This is a genomic window from Pseudobacillus sp. 179-B 2D1 NHS (assembly GCF_045370945.1).
Taxonomy (GTDB): Bacteria; Bacillota; Bacilli; order Bacillales; family Domibacillaceae; genus Pseudobacillus.
The window spans coordinates 141,378-156,653 of record NZ_JBIQDP010000004.1; the positions used below are offsets into that span (position 1 = coordinate 141,378).

Here is a 15,276-nt window from a genome sequence, read left to right on the forward strand (position 1 = left end):
TATGAAAATAGCTTTAATTGCCCACGATGAGAAAAAGGATGATTTAATTCAATTTTTTCTAGAACATGTGAAAGTATTTTCAGAGCATGAGCTGTTTGCCACGGGTACGACAGGGCGGCGGCTCATGAAGGCTTCCGGGTTGCCCATCCATTGCTTCCAGTCCGGTCCGCTTGGCGGGGATCAGGAAATCGGAGCGAGTATTGCCAGAGGAGAAATGGACTTAGTTTTCTTTTTCAGAGATCCGCTTACCGCCCAGCCTCATGAGCCAGATGTATCAGCGCTTGTCCGGCTCTGTGACGTGTACGCTATTCCCCTGGCAACTAATATAGGTACCGGAACGATTTTAATAGAGGGCTTGCAGAGAGGCGACTTGGATCAATTACAAGGAAAGAGGCCGACCTATGGAAACAATTAAAGCAGATATTCTTGCCTTCGGTGCTCATGCAGATGATATTGAAATTGGCATGGGGGGGACAGCGGCTAAATATGCGGCGGCTGGTAAAACGGTTGTTTTCTGCGATTTAACAAAAGCAGAATTGTCATCTAACGGCACGGTAGCTTCGAGAGCAGAAGAGGCAAACAAAGCAGCTGCTCTGTTAGGTGTTCGGGAGAGATTGACGCTTGACTTGCCAGATCGTGGGTTGTTTCTAACACAAGAAGCGATTCAAGCAGTAGCAGAGGTCATCCGTCGTTACCAACCGAAAGTCATTTTTGCACCTTATGAAAAAGACCGTCATCCAGACCACGGTGCTTGTTCGCGTATCGTACAGGAAGCGTTTTTTTCTGCCGGAATTAAAAAATACCAAACGACTGCCCACGGAAATGCTCATAAGGCGGAGCGCCTTTATTTTTATATGATCAACGGTTTTCATACCCCTGATTTTTGCGTGGATACAGGAGAATTTATGGATAAGAAAAAGCAAAGTCTATGCACTTATCAAAGTCAGTTCCAGATGGGGGAAAAATCAGTCGCCACACCTTTAACGACCGGTTACATAGAGGCGGTTGAAGCGAGAGACCGTCTGATGGGAAAAGAAGTGGGGCGAACATTTGCAGAAGGGTTTTTAACTACTGTCCCACTGTTAATAGATCAAGATTTGATTGGGGATTTATAATGAAATTAAAAATAGGAATTACGTGCTACCCTACTGTCGGTGGCTCGGGTGTAGTAGCATCAGAACTTGGAAAGCTACTTGCAGAAAAAGGACATGAGATCCATTTTATCACAACGGATCGTCCGTTCAGGTTAAACCGGATGTACCCGAATATTTATTTTCATCAAGTGGATGTCAACCAATATTCCGTTTTTCAGCACCCGCCGTATGAAATTGCACTAGCAAATAAAATAGCAGAAATTATAACGAGGGAGCAGCTCGATATCCTGCATGTCCACTATGCGATCCCGCATGCTGTTTGTGCTATTCTTGGCAGGCAAATTGCACGTTCCAATATTAAGATTGTTACAACGTTGCATGGCACGGATATCACTGTGCTTGGACATGATCCTTCCTTAACAGCAGCGATTCGTTTTGGTATCGAAGAGTCCGATGCTGTGACTGCTGTGTCTCAAGCGCTAATCGCTCAAACGATGGATGTAATTTACCCTCAAAAGAACATCCAACCTATTTATAATTTTATTGATGAGCGAGTTTATCGAAAGAGACCGGCAAATGAGCAACTGCGCGAAGAGTTGGGAATCGCTGCTCAAGATAAGGTGATTATGCATGTATCTAATTTCCGCAGTGTGAAAAGGGTGCCGGATGTGGTTCGTGTATTTAAGCGGCTTAGAGAACACATGCCGGCAAAGTTGCTTTTGGTCGGCGATGGACCAGAAATGACTATCGTTTGCAAGCTTGTTTCTGAACTGAACCTCGAAGAATGTGTTTTGTTTCTCGGCAAGCAGGATAATTTAGAAGAGCTATATGTGCTCAGCGATTTAGTCTTATTGCTATCGGAGAAAGAAAGCTTTGGTTTGGTACTTTTGGAAGCGATGGCTTGCGGAGTTCCTTGCATTGGCACAAATATTGGTGGCATTCCCGAAGTGATTGAAAATGGAAAAAATGGTTTTCTCTCTGAAGTGGGAGATATTGAGTCCGTGACAAAACAAGCTTTGCAGCTGCTAACGGATGATAATTTTTATCAAAAGATAAGTGAACAGGCGATACAAACAGTACAAACTCATTTTCATTCAGAAAGCATCGTTCGCGAGTACGAAAAGCTATATATGAGTTTGCTTCCCCAACAGGCAGGTGCGGATAGTGAATAATGAGTTAATCTTTGAGAAAGCCGCTCCGATTCTTGCCCAACTCGAGAAAGCAGGGTTCGATGCCTACTATGTAGGAGGAGCGGTAAGGGATTATTTGTTGAATCGTCCGATTGGCGACGTTGACATTGCCACAGCTGCCTTGCCAGAAGAGGTGAAGCGCGTCTTTTCTAAAACTGTCGATGTCGGCATTGAACATGGAACCGTGCTCGTGATTTGGCAGGGGGACGGTTATGAAATTACTACCTTTCGAACAGAATCTGATTATAAGGATTTTCGACGACCGGAAAAAGTATCTTTCGTTCGGACACTGGAAGAAGATTTAAAGAGAAGGGATTTTACTATTAATGCGATGGCTATGGATCGACATGGAACCATCGTTGATCCTTTCGGCGGAAAGGCTGCATTACAATCACAGCAAATTCAAACAGTTGGCAAGGCGCAAGAGCGTTTTTCAGAAGATGCCCTTCGAATGATGAGGGCCGCCCGATTTGCCAGCCAGCTTGGCTTCCAGCTGCATATCGAAACAGAAGAAGCACTAAGCCGCTGTGCTAGTCTACTGGAGCATATTGCGGTTGAACGGAAACTAATGGAGATGGATAAACTACTGGCTGGGAAAGAGGCGGCAGCTGGCATCAAGATATTGCTTGAAGGAGGCTTGATTGCCTACTTGCCAGGGCTTCTCGGGCAGGAGCAACGGATAAATAAGATGCTCTCCTACGATCTTAACAAGTTAACTGGAATCCAAAAGTGGCTTCTTCTGCTCGTCCTTCTTGCACCACATAAACCAGGTGATTGGCTGAAGAAGTGGCGGATGCCAGCTAAGAAAATAAAGTATTTAGCGGGTACATACGAAACGGCTCTCAAACAGCAGAAAGAAGAGTGGACAGATTTTTCATTATATGAAGCCGGTGTAGACCAGGCGATGGATGCTGAGGCGGTCAATGCGCTTCTTGCTGGCCGTCCTTCAAAAGTAGAAGAGCTGAAAAATCGACATGCCGACCTATCGATCCACACTCGAAAAGAACTAGCTATCACCGGTAAAGAGCTGAAGGAATGGAAGAATGAAACAGGTGGGCCATGGATGAAAAGTTATATTGAAATGATCGAGCGGGCTGTTGTAGAGAGAAAAGTTGAAAACAGTAAAGAAAAGATAAAGGAGTGGCTTGAAGCGTGCAATCTTCTGTAAAACAGCAATTATTAGAGGCGTTTTCAAGAGCGGATGGAGAATTTGTATCTGGTCAGGCGCTTGCAGAAATCCTCGGCTGCTCGCGGACGGCCATTTGGAAGCACATTGAATCATTGCGCCAAGAGGGATTTGAATTGGAAGCGGTACGGAAAAAGGGCTACCGCATTCTTACAAAGCCGGATAAAGTAACGGAAAATGAAATTTTAATCGGCCTGCAGACCGACTGGCTTGGAAAAGAAATCGTCGCATTGGAATCTACCCCTTCGACTCAGAAGGAGGCTCATCGCTTGGCACAAGAGCCTTTTAAGGAAGGTACGGTAGTGATTGCAGAAGAACAGACAGCGGGACGCGGAAGAATGACACGTGCATGGCATTCTCCAAAATATACGGGCATTTGGATGAGCGTACTATTAAAACCGTCTTTGCCGCCTTATAAAGCGCCTCAGTTCACGTTGATTACGGCAGTTTCCGTTGTTGAAGCGATTATTGAAGTGACCGGATTGCAGCCAGAGATCAAGTGGCCAAACGATATTTTGTTAAACGGCAAGAAGATTACCGGTATTTTAACAGAACTGCAAGCGGACGCTGACCGCATTCATTCAATTATTATCGGCATCGGCATTAACGTAAATCAAAAAGAGTTTCCTGACGAATTGAAAGAAGTGGCTACCTCGCTTGCTATTGAAAAAGGAGAGGCAGTCTCACGCTCGCAGCTGGTTCAGGAAATTTTAAAAAACCTTGAAAATTATTATGACATATACATGAAAGAAGGATTTATTAACATAAAAAAACGCTGGGAAAAGCACGCGCTGTCGATCGGTAAAAAAATTACGGCGCGGACAGTGACTGGTACGATTCACGGCAAAGCACTCGGTATCACAGAAGAAGGTGTATTGAAGCTGCTTGATGATGACGGCACCATCCATGATATTTACTCCGCTGATATCGAAATCGATACAAGGACAGATGAATGATGTAGAAAAAACTGCCCGCTGGACAGAAGCACGGGCAGTTTTCTATTTAAGACATAACCCTTTGCCATTAATGCGGTTCTTTTAAAAGAAGAAGTCGATCATCATCTTGAGAAGGTGTCCCTCGGCCATCTGTATTATTTGTCACAACATATAAATAGTGATCGCTCGCATATACATCTCTCAAGCGTCCTTCGCCTTGAAAAGAAACCGTCATTTTCCGATGTTTAAGATCGAAAGCAAGCAGCCTTTCTCCCCTAAGGGTAGCAATAAAGAGTTGTCCTTTACTATAAGCTAGACCGGAGGGAGCCCACGTTTCCTCGCCAGAATGAATGAAAGGTGATTCCATTCCTTCTCTTTTCTCGTCTCCTTGAATGAGAGGCCAGCCATAATTTTTCCCTGGACTAATTTTGTTCACTTCATCATGAGCGCTTTGCCCATGTTCAGTCGCATACATGGTACCGTCTTTGCTCCAGGCCATCCCTTGCGGATTGCGATGTCCATAGGAAAAAATATAGGAACCTTTAAAAGGATTGTCAGGGGGAACAGAGCCATCTAAATTTAAACGTAAAATTTTCCCGGATAGCTGCTGTTTACTTTGTGCAGACTCCTTTACACCGGCATCTCCTACAGTTACGTAAAGCTTATGGTCAGGACCAAGAGCGATCCGTCCGCCATTGTGGATCGTACCGCCGGGAATGCTGGCCAACAGTTCTTTTGTCTCTTGCCAGCCGCTGCCTTTCTTTTGAATTTGTACAATTCGATTCATTATTTTTTCTTTTTCCTTGTACGTATGATAGATGTAAGCGCGTCCGTTGCTGGAAAAGGCAGGATCAAGCTCAAAGCCTAATAAGCCGCCTTCTCCTTCGTGCAGTACCGGTTGATCCAGCTTCAATTCCATTTCTTTTTTCTTTCCATCAGAATAAATTTCGGCAATTGTACCTTTACGCTGGCTAATAAAGAAGCTGTTATCCAACTTAGTAATGTTCCATGGAACCTCCAGTTTTTTAGCGATAACTTTTATTCCAGCTGATGTGCTTGCAGGAATATTTTCGGAAGATTCTTCTTCGGGAGCTTTTTCAGGCGAAGAGCAGCCTGTAAGCAGGACGAGAGCGATCAACAACCATTTTTTCATCTTCTCACCTTCTCTCTTAATAGTTACTTATTCATCCTATTATGATCAGGTAAATTTCTAATAGTCAAAGAAAAAAGATGTTGTTATAATGAAGGCGGGCAGTATCTTAAAGAGAACTGCACTTGTCTGAAGTCAGCCGCTGGAATAATAAAATAAGCGAAAAGTTCTGCCTTGATCCATAAGGACAGGGACAGAGGGTCGAAACAACGAATCTAATTATTCGGGTCCTTCTGTCTGAAGGACCCTTTTTATTTACTGATTGTTTCGTCTCCTCTGATCGAAAAAGGAGGAAGCGTACATGAAGCAAACGAGTGACTTTATCAAAATGAAAGCAAACGGTGAAAAAATTGCCATGATCACCGCCTATGATTATCCTTCTGCTAAATTATCTGAAGAGGGTGGGGCGGACATCATTTTAGTCGGAGACTCTCTTGGTATGGTTGTACTTGGGTATGAATCAACCGTTCCTGTTACCCTGGACGATATGATTCATCATACAAAGGCAGTAAAGCGGGGGGCGAAAGAAACATTTGTCGTTACTGACTTGCCTTTTATGTCGTATCAGATTAGCCGAGAAGAAACGATGCGGGCAGCAAGAGCGCTTATGCAGGAAGCAGGAGCGCATGCTGTAAAAATTGAGGGCGGCGAAGAGGCAGTAGAGGCCGTTCGGGATTTGACGCAGGCTGGCGTACCAACAGTCGCCCACTTAGGGCTAACTCCGCAGTCCGTTGGGGTTCTTGGCGGTTATAAAGTGCAGGGGAAAACAGCAGAGGCAGCCCGAAAGCTGCTGGATGATGCAAAGAAGCTTGAGCAGGCAGGGGCATTTATGGCCGTGCTTGAATGTGTCCCTTATCAGATTGCAGCTCAAGTGGCAAGCGCTCTTACTATTCCGATAATCGGAATTGGGGCAGGCAAGGAAACGGATGGACAAGTGCTTGTCTACCATGACCTTATTCAATATGGGGTAAGCCGAACACCTAAATTTGTTAAATCGTACAGCAATGTGAATGATGAAATTATACCGGCCGTTTCTGCTTATGTAAAAGAAGTAAAAGGTGGAATATTCCCGGGAGTGGAGCATTCATTTACGATGAAAGAAGAAGAATTGGAAGCTTTGTATGGAGGAGCGCGTTCATGAGAGTAATTAAGACAGTTAAGGAATTAAAAGCCTTTGTCCGGACGGAAAAACAGGCTGGACACCAGATTGGTCTGGTGCCGACAATGGGCTTTCTTCATGAAGGGCATCTTACTCTCGCCAATAAAGCACAACAGGAAAATGACACGATTATTATGAGCATCTTCGTCAACCCGCTGCAATTTGGACCAAATGAAGACTTTGAACGTTATCCGCGGGATTTAGACCGAGATGAGCAACTCGCCGCTTCAGCAGGTGTAGACTGTCTTTTTGCTCCTGAAGTAGAAGAGATGTACCCGGAGCCTTCTATCATAACTATGACAGTTACAGACAGAACAGACAAGCTGTGCGGCGTGAAGCGGCCAGGACATTTTGATGGGGTAGTGACGGTCGTCACGAAGCTATTTCATTTAGCTGAGCCAGATAAAGCTTATTTTGGCTTGAAAGATGCCCAACAGTTTGCTGTCATTGACGGTCTCGTGAAGTCATTAAACTTTCCGGTGGAAGTTGTAGGAGTGGAGACTGTCAGAGAAGAGGACGGACTGGCAAAAAGCTCACGCAACGTCTATTTAACGGAAGAGGAACGCACAAAGGCGCCATATTTGCAAAAAGCTCTCCAGCACGGCGTACAGGCAGCAGAACAGGGTGGAAAAAGTGTAAAAGAAATTATTGATTTGACTGCTTCCTATTTAGAGACTCACACTGGCGCAACAATTGATTATGTGGACTTGCTTTCTTATCCGGAATTAAACTCTTTAAAAGAAGTGCAAGGAAAGATGATTCTGGCAGCAGCGATCAATTATTCAAAAGCGCGTTTAATTGATAACATTATTTTTACGGTTAGAGGAGAATGCTGAAATGTTTCGTACAATGATGAATGGGAAAATTCACCGGGCTACCGTAACGGAAGCGAACTTAAATTATGTGGGCAGCATTACGATTGACCAAAATTTAATGGACGCCGCTGGAATGATGGCAAATGAGAAAGTGCAGATTGTCAACAATAACAATGGTGCCCGTTTAGAAACTTATATTATTCCAGGTGAACGGAACAGCGGCGTGATCTGTTTAAATGGGGCGGCAGCAAGACTTGTCCAACCGGGTGATAAAGTTATTATTATCTCCTATGTCATGGTCGCCGAGGAGAAGGTAAAGGATCACCGTCCGAAAGTAGTGGTGGCTGGGGAAAATAATGAGATTGAACAGCTTCTTCACGAGGAGATTGCTGGTACAATTATATAATTGGAAAGTCCACATAGAGGTGGAGCTTTCTATAGCAGAAGATAGCTTTAACAAGCAGAGTTAAAATTAGTTGAGAGCAATTCCTCCCTTTGGTAAAGGGAGGAATTGCTCTCTCTTTTTTTGTGCCTGTCAAGCTTCTCGGACAGCGTCCGCCTGCAGCAGAAATCAACAACAAGTATACAGCGCCAAAGTTTTTAAAAACTGTAGCCGTCTGATGAAAGCGGTAAATGTGTCAATTCTGGTTGAAATCAGCCAATTTTGAACGAACGTGTTTCTATATAAGGAGATTGAACACTTGATATGTAAAGGGTTTATAGACTACCGGTCATTGGCACGCTTGTTGCATATGTTTAATGTGGACGAAAAATTATAGCAGGAGGAAAGTATATGTCAGTAGACACATCGGTATTAGAATTGAAAATGTTTGTCAATGGAGAATGGAAAGCAGCAAAAAACGGAGACGAGAATATTGTGATCAATCCGGCGACACAAGAAGTGATTGCCAGAGCGCCAAGAGCAACAAAAGAGGAGACAGAAGAAGCGATTGCAGCTGCCAGAGCAGCTTTTGAAAGCGGTATCTGGTCAGGCTTAACGACACATGAACGGGCCCAATACTTAAATAAAATTGCAGAGAAAATTGATGAAAAGTTTGAGGAGCTCGTAAACTTGGAAGTCATGGATAACGGCAAGCTGAAAGCGGAGGCAGAATTTGATGTAGCTGATGCTGCTACATGCTTCCGGTATTATGCCGGCTTAATTCTAACGCCGGAAGGAGAAACATACCAAGTACCTGAAAACGTTCAAGCTATGGTCGTTCGTGAGCCAGTGGGAGTTGCTGGATTGATTGTACCGTGGAACTTTCCCCTTTTGATGAGTGTGTGGAAAATAGCACCGGCTCTTGCAGCTGGTAACACCATCGTGTATAAGCCGGCAGAAGCAACGCCTATTACAGCGATGAAGTTGGTCGAGATTATTGAAGAAGTGGGGGTTCCACAGGGAGTGATGAATCTCGTGATGGGAAGAGGGGCAGTTGTTGGCCAGACAATTGCTGAAAGTCATGATGTAGATATGATTTCATTCACCGGAAGCACAAATGTTGGCCGAGAAATTATGAAGGCAGCAGCTGGAAATCTAAAGAAGATTTCTCTTGAACTTGGGGGTAAATCACCGAATATTATTTTTGCTGATGCTGATTTTGAAACAGCAGTTGACTACGCGTTATTCGGCATTTTCTTCGGAGCTGGACAGGTATGCTCTTCAGGAAGCCGCATTCTTGTCGAGGAGAGCATCTATGATCAATTTGTAGAGCGTTACATAGAGCGCGCAAAGCAAATTAAAGTAGGTCCAGGAATGAATGAAGATTCCCAAGTTGGAGCCATTGCAAGTGAACAGCAGATGAATGCTATTTTAAATTATATCGAAATCGGCAAGCAGGAGGGAGCTACTCTTGCTTGTGGTGGAAGCCGCTTGCTAACTGATGGATTAGATCAAGGCTTCTTCATTGAGCCGACAGTCTTCACAAATGTAACTTCTGATATGCGGATTGTAAAAGAAGAAATTTTCGGACCGGTTGTAACGATTCAAAAGTTTAAAAGTGAAGATGAAGCCATTCAGCTTGCAAACGAAACAGATTTTGGCTTGGCAGGGGCTGTGTTCTCAAATGATGGAGCAAAAGCCTTGCGTGTCATTAAACAAGTACGTGCCGGCATTACATGGATAAATGCTTATCATCCTACTTACGTGGAAGCACCATGGGGGGGGATACAAGCAAAGTGGAATCGGTCGAAGCCTTGGAACATATGGACTCGAAGATTTTCAGGAAATCAAACAAATTAATATTAATCTTAATGTAGAACCGGTTAGCTGGTTCCCGGGTTAATGAAACTTTAGTTGAGAAGTGGATTAGATACAAACAAGATCCATTTCTCACTTCTTTTTTAAAAGAAAGCGCTAGTTGAAAATGCCGCAAGGGCTCAACAAGCCAGTAAAAGTAAAACATATTGGGGGGGAAAACATGAGTACAAACATGATTCATCGCTATAAAGCAGACGCACGGGAATCATATACATTGCCATCGGATTATTACACAAGTGATGAAGCATTAAAATTAGATAAGGAAAAGATCTTTTATAAAAACTGGATTTATGCCGGGCATATAGAAAAAGTAGATATCCCAGGGAAATACTTTACCTTTCAACTATTTGAACAAAATATTATGATCGTTAAAGGGAAGGATCATGTCATTAGAGGTTTTTATAATGTATGTCCGCACAGGGGGCATGAACTGGTCGAAGGAGAAGGGAAAAAATCCGTCATTGCTTGTCCTTATCACGCATGGACATTTCATTTAGACGGTCAGTTTAACCGGGGCCGTGCCGTTGATCAAATTAAAAATTTTGATCTTGAAGAAGCATGCTTAACCCCTGTGCGGGTAGAAACTTTTTTAAACTTTATCTTTGTTAATCTTGATCCGAACGCTAAACCAATGCGGGAAATGATGCCGGGATTAGAAGAGGAAATTCGTGCTCATATCCCTCAGCTGGACGGTTTAACATTGTCACATCGGATTAAATATGATATCAAGGCTAATTGGAAGAACGTAGTAGACAATTACCTTGAATGTCATCATTGCCAAGTGGCCCATCCTCAATTCGTCGAGTTGATCGATATGAAGAGTTATAAAATTGAACCGCAAGATTATTATGTGGCGCAAACGAGCAACAGCAAGGGGAAATTAGTTTGCAATACTGACAGTGAAACAAATGATCAGGATATCGAAACGTATCTTTCTTATTGGTTATGGCCGACTTTGGCTATCGACGTTATGCCGGGAGAGCCGGGATTAATCATTATGTATATCGAGCCGAATGGACCAGAGTCTTCCATTGAATATTTGGAATTTTACTATTTAACGAAGGAGCCATCGGAAGAAGGATGGGAAAATATCAAATATCAAGATGAAGTATTAACGCCCGAAGATATTAGTTTAGTTGAAAGCGTGCAACGCGGACTTCGATCAAAGGGATATGTGGATGGCCGTTATGTGATTGATCATGAAAGATCATCCATAAGCGAGCATGCGGTTCATCATTTTCATGGTTTAGTTTTGAAGGCATTAGAGGGGGTCTAAGAATTAATGAATGAAAAGGTCGGACTAAAAAGACGCTTAAAGTTTATTCATGTTTTTGTGCTCGGATTAGCTTTGCTAACGCCTTCAACCGTCTTTGATACTTTTGGAATCGCGTCCCTTGCCACTAAGGGACACGTTCCTTTAGTGTATATGTTCGCTATGTGTGCCATAATTTTTACAGTATTGAGTTATGTCCAGATGGTAAAAGCATTTCCAAGTGCGGGTTCGGCCTATACGTATGTCCAAAAGACTTTTCATCCCAACATCGGCTTTCTAGTTGGATGGTCTGCTTTATGTGATTATCTCTTTCTTCCAATGGTCTATGCCTTAGCGATAAAAATTTATATGTCTGCTTATTTCCCTTCTGTACCGGAATGGTTATGGGTAGCTATTCCGATATTGCTAATAAGTGTGGCGAATTTATTTAATATTAAGGTGGCTGTATCGTTTAGTACATTTTTCGTATTATTACAAGTACTCATCTCCGGTATTTTTGTTGCCTTGCTGATTGGAGGGATGATGAACAGCGAGGAGGCAGGAAGTTTATTTTCATTAGAACCGCTCTATTCAGCTAATTTAACTTTTTCAGCTGTTTTGGCAGGGGTAACTATTTTAGCTTATTCATTTGTTGGCTTTGATGCAATGAGTACGCTGGCAGAGGAAACGATAAACCCAACGAAAACGATACCCAGGGCGATGATTGCTTTAGCACTTTATACAGGAATCACGTATACGGTGATTACTTATTTCTTACAGGCAAGTTATCCGGATGTATCGATTTTTCACGACCCCGAAGCAGCAGCAGCTGAAATAGCGCCCAAAATTGGAGGGATGCTTTTTGCCTCTATCTTTCTGGGAATCATTATCGTCAGTAATATATCGAGAGGAATAGCAGCACAATTAAGTATTTCGCGCTTATTGTACGCAATGGGGCGAGATAATGTCCTTCCTCGGAAAATATTCGGATACGTCACGCCTCGCTCCGGCATTCCTATTTATAACATTATTATTTCTGGAGGAGTGGCTTTAACGGCGGTATTCTTTGACCTGGTGACGGCCGCTTCGCTGATAAGTTTTGGAGCATTTACAGCTTTTACATTTGTTAATTTATCCGTCATTGTTTACTACTATGTGAAGAATAAAAGGCGGTCTATAAAAGAGACATTTTTGTATTTGATCTTTCCATTAATAGGGATCGGTTTTCTTTCGGTTATGTGGTACAGTATGGACGCACAGGCACTTTTACTCGGTTTGTTCTGGAATACAGCGGGCTTTATTTTCCTGCTGTGCATTACAAAAATGTTTAAAAAATCAGCGCCAATGTTTGATTTTGATGAGTCCGAGCCTGAACTCATTGAAGAGGGTAAGAACCATACAGCAGTAAACGAAGTTAATATCTGAATATTCAAAAATTAGCAAGAACAAAACTAATCAATGTCTTACCTCAGGAGGCTATAATGAAAAATACAAATGAAATGGTTGATATGACAATTATTGGGGGCGGACCAGTCGGATTATTTACTGCTTTCTATGCAGGGATGCGTCAGTCATCGGTTAAGATTATTGAAAGTCTTCCTCAATTAGGAGGACAGCTTTCAGCGTTGTATCCAGAAAAATTTATTTATGATATTGCCGGCTTCCCAAAAGTCCGTGCGCAAGAATTAATTGATAATTTAATAGCGCAGATGAATGTGTTTCATCCTATTGTTTGCCTGGAGCAAACAGTAGAGCATGTTGAGAAGCTAGAGAACGGTTTATTTAAAATTGTAACAGATAAAGATCTTCATTATTCCAAAACGATTATTATTACGGCCGGCAATGGGGCCTTTCAGCCGAGAAAGCTGCAGATCGAGGGAGCAGATAAGTTTGAGAAAGAGAATCTTCATTACTTTATCAATGATTTAAGCCGGTACGAAGGTAAAAGAGTGGCTATTTTTGGTGGAGGAGATTCTGCTGTTGACTGGGCCTTAATGCTGGAATCAATTGCAGAAAAGGTTACACTTGTCCACCGTAGGGAGAAGTTTCGTGCGCATGAACACAGTGTAGAGCTATTGAAAAAATCTAGAGTTGAAGTCGCCGTGCCGTTTGTTCCAGTCGGATTACGCGGACAACAACAAATTGATCAAGTTGTCTTGGAAGAGGTAAAAACCGGTGAAGAACGGGTGTTAGACGTAGATGATGTGTTAGTCACATACGGATTTGTGTCTTCCCTTGGTCCGATCAAGGAGTGGGACCTAGAAATTAAAAAGAGTTCAATCGTCGTAAATTCAAAAATGGAGACAAGCGTGGAAGGCATTTATGCAGCAGGAGATATTTGTACGTATGAAGGTAAAGTGAAGTTAATAGCAAGCGGGTTTGGTGAAGCGCCCGCTGCTGTAAGCAATGCGAAGGTATATATTGATCCGAAGGCAAAGGTACAGCCGCTTCACAGCACAAGCATTATGGGGGAAAAAGATAAAGTGACGGTTTGATAGAGGTAGACTTACTGAAAGCGAAATGATTTTAGCAGAAGGAGGAGAGGAATGTATGCCTCTCCTCCTTCTGCTTGGTTATAAATTAACAGCTTGCAGAGTACTTTCTAATTAATCTTGCCGCTCTCGATTGGCTAATTTTAAGAAATTCAGCTACCTTTCTATAATTTTTAAAGCGGTTGTATGCCTCAATGATAATTTTCTTTTCAAATTCTTCGAGTGATTGGTCAAAAGATGTAAAGGGGGAATCAGTGGCGTGATGATCGGCTTGTTCTTGCAGAGTATCAGGGATATGATCGATATCGATACAAGTCTCAGAGACAACTATGAGCTTTTCAATTAAGTTTTCAAGCTCTCTTACATTCCCAGGCCAAGTATATTCATTAAAAAAACGGTAGACGTCTTTGGAGATGGTGCGCTCTGTATTGAATTTTTTATTGAATTTCTCCAAAAAATGATTGGTTAAAGGAACGATATCATCCATCCGTTCTCTTAACGCCGGCACTTTTATGTCCACCACATTTAATCTATAGTAAAGATCCTCTCTAAATTTCTTTCTTCTTACCATTTCTCTTAAGTTTTGGTTGGTAGCTGCAATAATACGAATATCGACCTTTCTTGAGGCTGTTTCACCAATAGGGGTGAATTCGTGGTCTTGAAGAACCTGAAGCAGCTTCGCCTGGATATTAAGCGGCAGCTCTCCGATTTCGTCAAGAAAGAGTGTACCGTGATTTGCCGCTTCGATTAAGCCGATTTTTCCTGCTTTGTTGGCTCCTGTGAAAGCGCCGTCCGCATAGCCAAAGAGTTCCGATTCTAACAAATGCTCGGGGAGAGCAGCGCAATTAATAATGATGCACGCTTCCTTTGCACGGGAGCTTTTTTCATGAATATATTTTGCTAACAAGCTCTTTCCTGTTCCTGACTCCCCATAAATAATAACTGTCGTATCAAAGAGTGCTATTCTTTCCAGTGTTTTCATCAATTTGTCCATATGCTTATTTTGCGAAACAAAAGTGAGCATGCTCTTAATCACTCCCTCTTGGAATAACGGTAGAAATACATAAACAATGAAAGAAAAAAGATAAAATCATTTCTCTCGTTTGTCTATTAAATTGGAAAGGGTTTCATAAACGCGCTGACGTAAACCCGAATCAATAGGAGCTAAACCAAATAGTTCTGAAAACCACAAACCGTCGGTCGTTAAGCGGATGATGGTAGCAATGACCGGGTCTATTTCGTCATTTTCCAATTGGCTTTGCCATAGTTCATAATAATCTTTAGCCGGCCTGAGCAGTTCAGGATTGTTTACAAGTGCAGCAAGCAACGCGACCACAAACTCATTCTCTTCCTGATCGTGCATAAGAAAGGTCGTTTTAATATAAGAGCGTGTTCGTCCACCCGGTTTTTGGTCCGCTTCATATTCTTGGTTAAGCTGGTGGTCAAATTGATTAAATAGCCGATTCACCATCGCCTCAATTAATAATTCTTTCGTTGGGAAATGGTAAAATAATCCACTTTTACTAATTCCTGCTTTTTCGGCTACTGTCTCCATAGTCATTTTTGCGATTCCTTGTTTTTGAACTAAGGCATAGACTGCTTCAATAATTCGCTCTTTTGTATCTTTTTTTTCAGTGATCATATCCAACGCCTCGTTTTCTAAAAATTTTGTCTTTTAATTGTACCGTCCGGACGGTACAGTTGTCAACGTCATGATAATGAAGAAGGTATATCAGAGAGAGA

14 protein-coding genes and 1 pseudogene are annotated in these 15,276 nt (G+C 42.6%); 12 read left to right on the top strand and 3 right to left on the bottom strand.

Features of this window, described 5'->3' with window-relative positions; genetic code table 11:
* Nucleotide 1: 1 nt before the first annotated feature.
* From ACH0BF_RS05905 to ACH0BF_RS05925, 5 genes are read left to right on the top strand one after another with little or no spacing between them, the layout of a single operon-like run.
* Nucleotides 2-415 (top strand): methylglyoxal synthase, encoded by a 414-nt coding sequence (locus ACH0BF_RS05905; RefSeq protein WP_120032565.1) that lies wholly within the window; start codon nt 2-4, stop codon nt 413-415.
* A complete protein-coding gene (gene bshB1, locus ACH0BF_RS05910; protein ID WP_120032563.1) occupies nt 402-1,115 on the top strand; it encodes a bacillithiol biosynthesis deacetylase BshB1 in 714 nt (237 codons plus the stop codon). Before ACH0BF_RS05905 ends, bshB1 begins: the two co-directional genes overlap by 14 nt.
* On the top strand, nt 1,115-2,266 hold the full coding sequence (gene bshA, locus ACH0BF_RS05915; protein WP_340853483.1) for an N-acetyl-alpha-D-glucosaminyl L-malate synthase BshA: 1,152 nt from the start codon (nt 1,115-1,117) through the stop codon (nt 2,264-2,266). Before bshB1 ends, bshA begins: the two co-directional genes overlap by 1 nt.
* Entirely contained in the window at nt 2,259-3,452 is a 1,194-nt protein-coding gene (locus ACH0BF_RS05920; RefSeq protein WP_406909012.1) for a CCA tRNA nucleotidyltransferase, read from the top strand. The genes bshA and ACH0BF_RS05920 overlap by 8 nt, the downstream gene beginning before the upstream one ends.
* Complete coding sequence (locus ACH0BF_RS05925; RefSeq protein WP_120032556.1) at nt 3,437-4,426, top strand: biotin--[acetyl-CoA-carboxylase] ligase; 990 nt, start codon at nt 3,437-3,439, stop codon at nt 4,424-4,426. The genes ACH0BF_RS05920 and ACH0BF_RS05925 overlap by 16 nt, the downstream gene beginning before the upstream one ends.
* A gap of 67 nt (nt 4,427-4,493) precedes the next feature.
* Here the strand turns inward: ACH0BF_RS05925 and ACH0BF_RS05930 are convergent, their stop codons facing one another.
* A complete protein-coding gene (locus ACH0BF_RS05930; protein WP_406909014.1) occupies nt 4,494-5,558 on the bottom strand; it encodes a PQQ-dependent sugar dehydrogenase in 1,065 nt (354 codons plus the stop codon).
* A gap of 298 nt (nt 5,559-5,856) precedes the next feature.
* Here ACH0BF_RS05930 and panB point away from each other — a divergent pair, with 298 nt between their 5' ends.
* The 7 genes and pseudogenes from panB (at nt 5,857) to ACH0BF_RS05965 (ending at nt 13,536) form a co-directional block, all read left to right on the top strand.
* Nucleotides 5,857-6,696, top strand: a complete 840-nt coding sequence (panB, locus tag ACH0BF_RS05935) for a 3-methyl-2-oxobutanoate hydroxymethyltransferase (protein WP_340853488.1) — start codon at nt 5,857-5,859, stop codon at nt 6,694-6,696.
* Complete coding sequence (panC, locus tag ACH0BF_RS05940) at nt 6,693-7,550, top strand: pantoate--beta-alanine ligase (protein WP_340853490.1); 858 nt, start codon at nt 6,693-6,695, stop codon at nt 7,548-7,550. The genes panB and panC overlap by 4 nt, the downstream gene beginning before the upstream one ends.
* Before the next feature lies 1 nt (nt 7,551).
* Nucleotides 7,552-7,935 carry an aspartate 1-decarboxylase gene (panD, locus tag ACH0BF_RS05945; protein WP_120032548.1) on the top strand — a complete coding sequence of 128 codons (384 nt, stop codon included), beginning with the start codon at nt 7,552-7,554 and terminating at the stop codon, nt 7,933-7,935.
* Nucleotides 7,936-8,322: 387 nt separating this feature from the next.
* Nucleotides 8,323-9,814: pseudogene (locus ACH0BF_RS05950) on the top strand (aldehyde dehydrogenase family protein).
* Between the two features lie 135 nt (nt 9,815-9,949).
* A complete protein-coding gene (locus ACH0BF_RS05955) occupies nt 9,950-11,065 on the top strand; it encodes an aromatic ring-hydroxylating oxygenase subunit alpha (protein WP_340853494.1) in 1,116 nt (371 codons plus the stop codon).
* Between the two features lie 6 nt (nt 11,066-11,071).
* The gene (locus ACH0BF_RS05960) at nt 11,072-12,466 is read left to right on the top strand and encodes an APC family permease (protein ID WP_406909016.1); all 1,395 of its coding nucleotides are present in this window, start codon (nt 11,072-11,074) and stop codon (nt 12,464-12,466) included.
* 56 nt (nt 12,467-12,522) lie between these two features.
* Complete coding sequence (locus ACH0BF_RS05965; RefSeq protein WP_406909017.1) at nt 12,523-13,536, top strand: NAD(P)/FAD-dependent oxidoreductase; 1,014 nt, start codon at nt 12,523-12,525, stop codon at nt 13,534-13,536.
* Nucleotides 13,537-13,621: 85 nt separating this feature from the next.
* Here the strand turns inward: ACH0BF_RS05965 and ACH0BF_RS05970 are convergent, their stop codons facing one another.
* Together ACH0BF_RS05970 and ACH0BF_RS05975 are read right to left on the bottom strand one after the other, a co-directional pair.
* Nucleotides 13,622-14,557: a sigma-54 interaction domain-containing protein gene (locus ACH0BF_RS05970; protein ID WP_406909019.1), complete on the bottom strand. Its 936-nt coding sequence runs from the start codon at nt 14,555-14,557 to the stop codon at nt 13,622-13,624.
* Nucleotides 14,558-14,623: 66 nt separating this feature from the next.
* Nucleotides 14,624-15,175: a TetR/AcrR family transcriptional regulator gene (locus tag ACH0BF_RS05975; protein ID WP_120032534.1), complete on the bottom strand. Its 552-nt coding sequence runs from the start codon at nt 15,173-15,175 to the stop codon at nt 14,624-14,626.
* Nucleotides 15,176-15,276: the final 101 nt, after the last annotated feature.

What these genes read in the sequence shown, in the direction of transcription:
- ACH0BF_RS05960 (WP_406909016.1), top strand. Translation starts at nt 11,072, where the DNA reads ATGAATGAAAAGGTCGGACTAAAAAGACGCTTAAAGTTTATTCATGTT.
- bshA (WP_340853483.1), top strand. Translation starts at nt 1,115, where the DNA reads ATGAAATTAAAAATAGGAATTACGTGCTACCCTACTGTCGGTGGCTCG.
- ACH0BF_RS05970 (WP_406909019.1), bottom strand. Translation starts at nt 14,557, where the DNA reads ATGCTCACTTTTGTTTCGCAAAATAAGCATATGGACAAATTGATGAAA.
- panC (WP_340853490.1), top strand. Translation starts at nt 6,693, where the DNA reads ATGAGAGTAATTAAGACAGTTAAGGAATTAAAAGCCTTTGTCCGGACG.
- panB (WP_340853488.1), top strand. Translation starts at nt 5,857, where the DNA reads ATGAAGCAAACGAGTGACTTTATCAAAATGAAAGCAAACGGTGAAAAA.
- ACH0BF_RS05955 (WP_340853494.1), top strand. Translation starts at nt 9,950, where the DNA reads ATGAGTACAAACATGATTCATCGCTATAAAGCAGACGCACGGGAATCA.
- panD (WP_120032548.1), top strand. Translation starts at nt 7,552, where the DNA reads ATGTTTCGTACAATGATGAATGGGAAAATTCACCGGGCTACCGTAACG.
- ACH0BF_RS05905 (WP_120032565.1), top strand. Translation starts at nt 2, where the DNA reads ATGAAAATAGCTTTAATTGCCCACGATGAGAAAAAGGATGATTTAATT.
- ACH0BF_RS05965 (WP_406909017.1), top strand. Translation starts at nt 12,523, where the DNA reads ATGAAAAATACAAATGAAATGGTTGATATGACAATTATTGGGGGCGGA.
- bshB1 (WP_120032563.1), top strand. Translation starts at nt 402, where the DNA reads ATGGAAACAATTAAAGCAGATATTCTTGCCTTCGGTGCTCATGCAGAT.
- ACH0BF_RS05930 (WP_406909014.1), bottom strand. Translation starts at nt 5,558, where the DNA reads ATGAAAAAATGGTTGTTGATCGCTCTCGTCCTGCTTACAGGCTGCTCT.
- ACH0BF_RS05975 (WP_120032534.1), bottom strand. Translation starts at nt 15,175, where the DNA reads ATGATCACTGAAAAAAAAGATACAAAAGAGCGAATTATTGAAGCAGTC.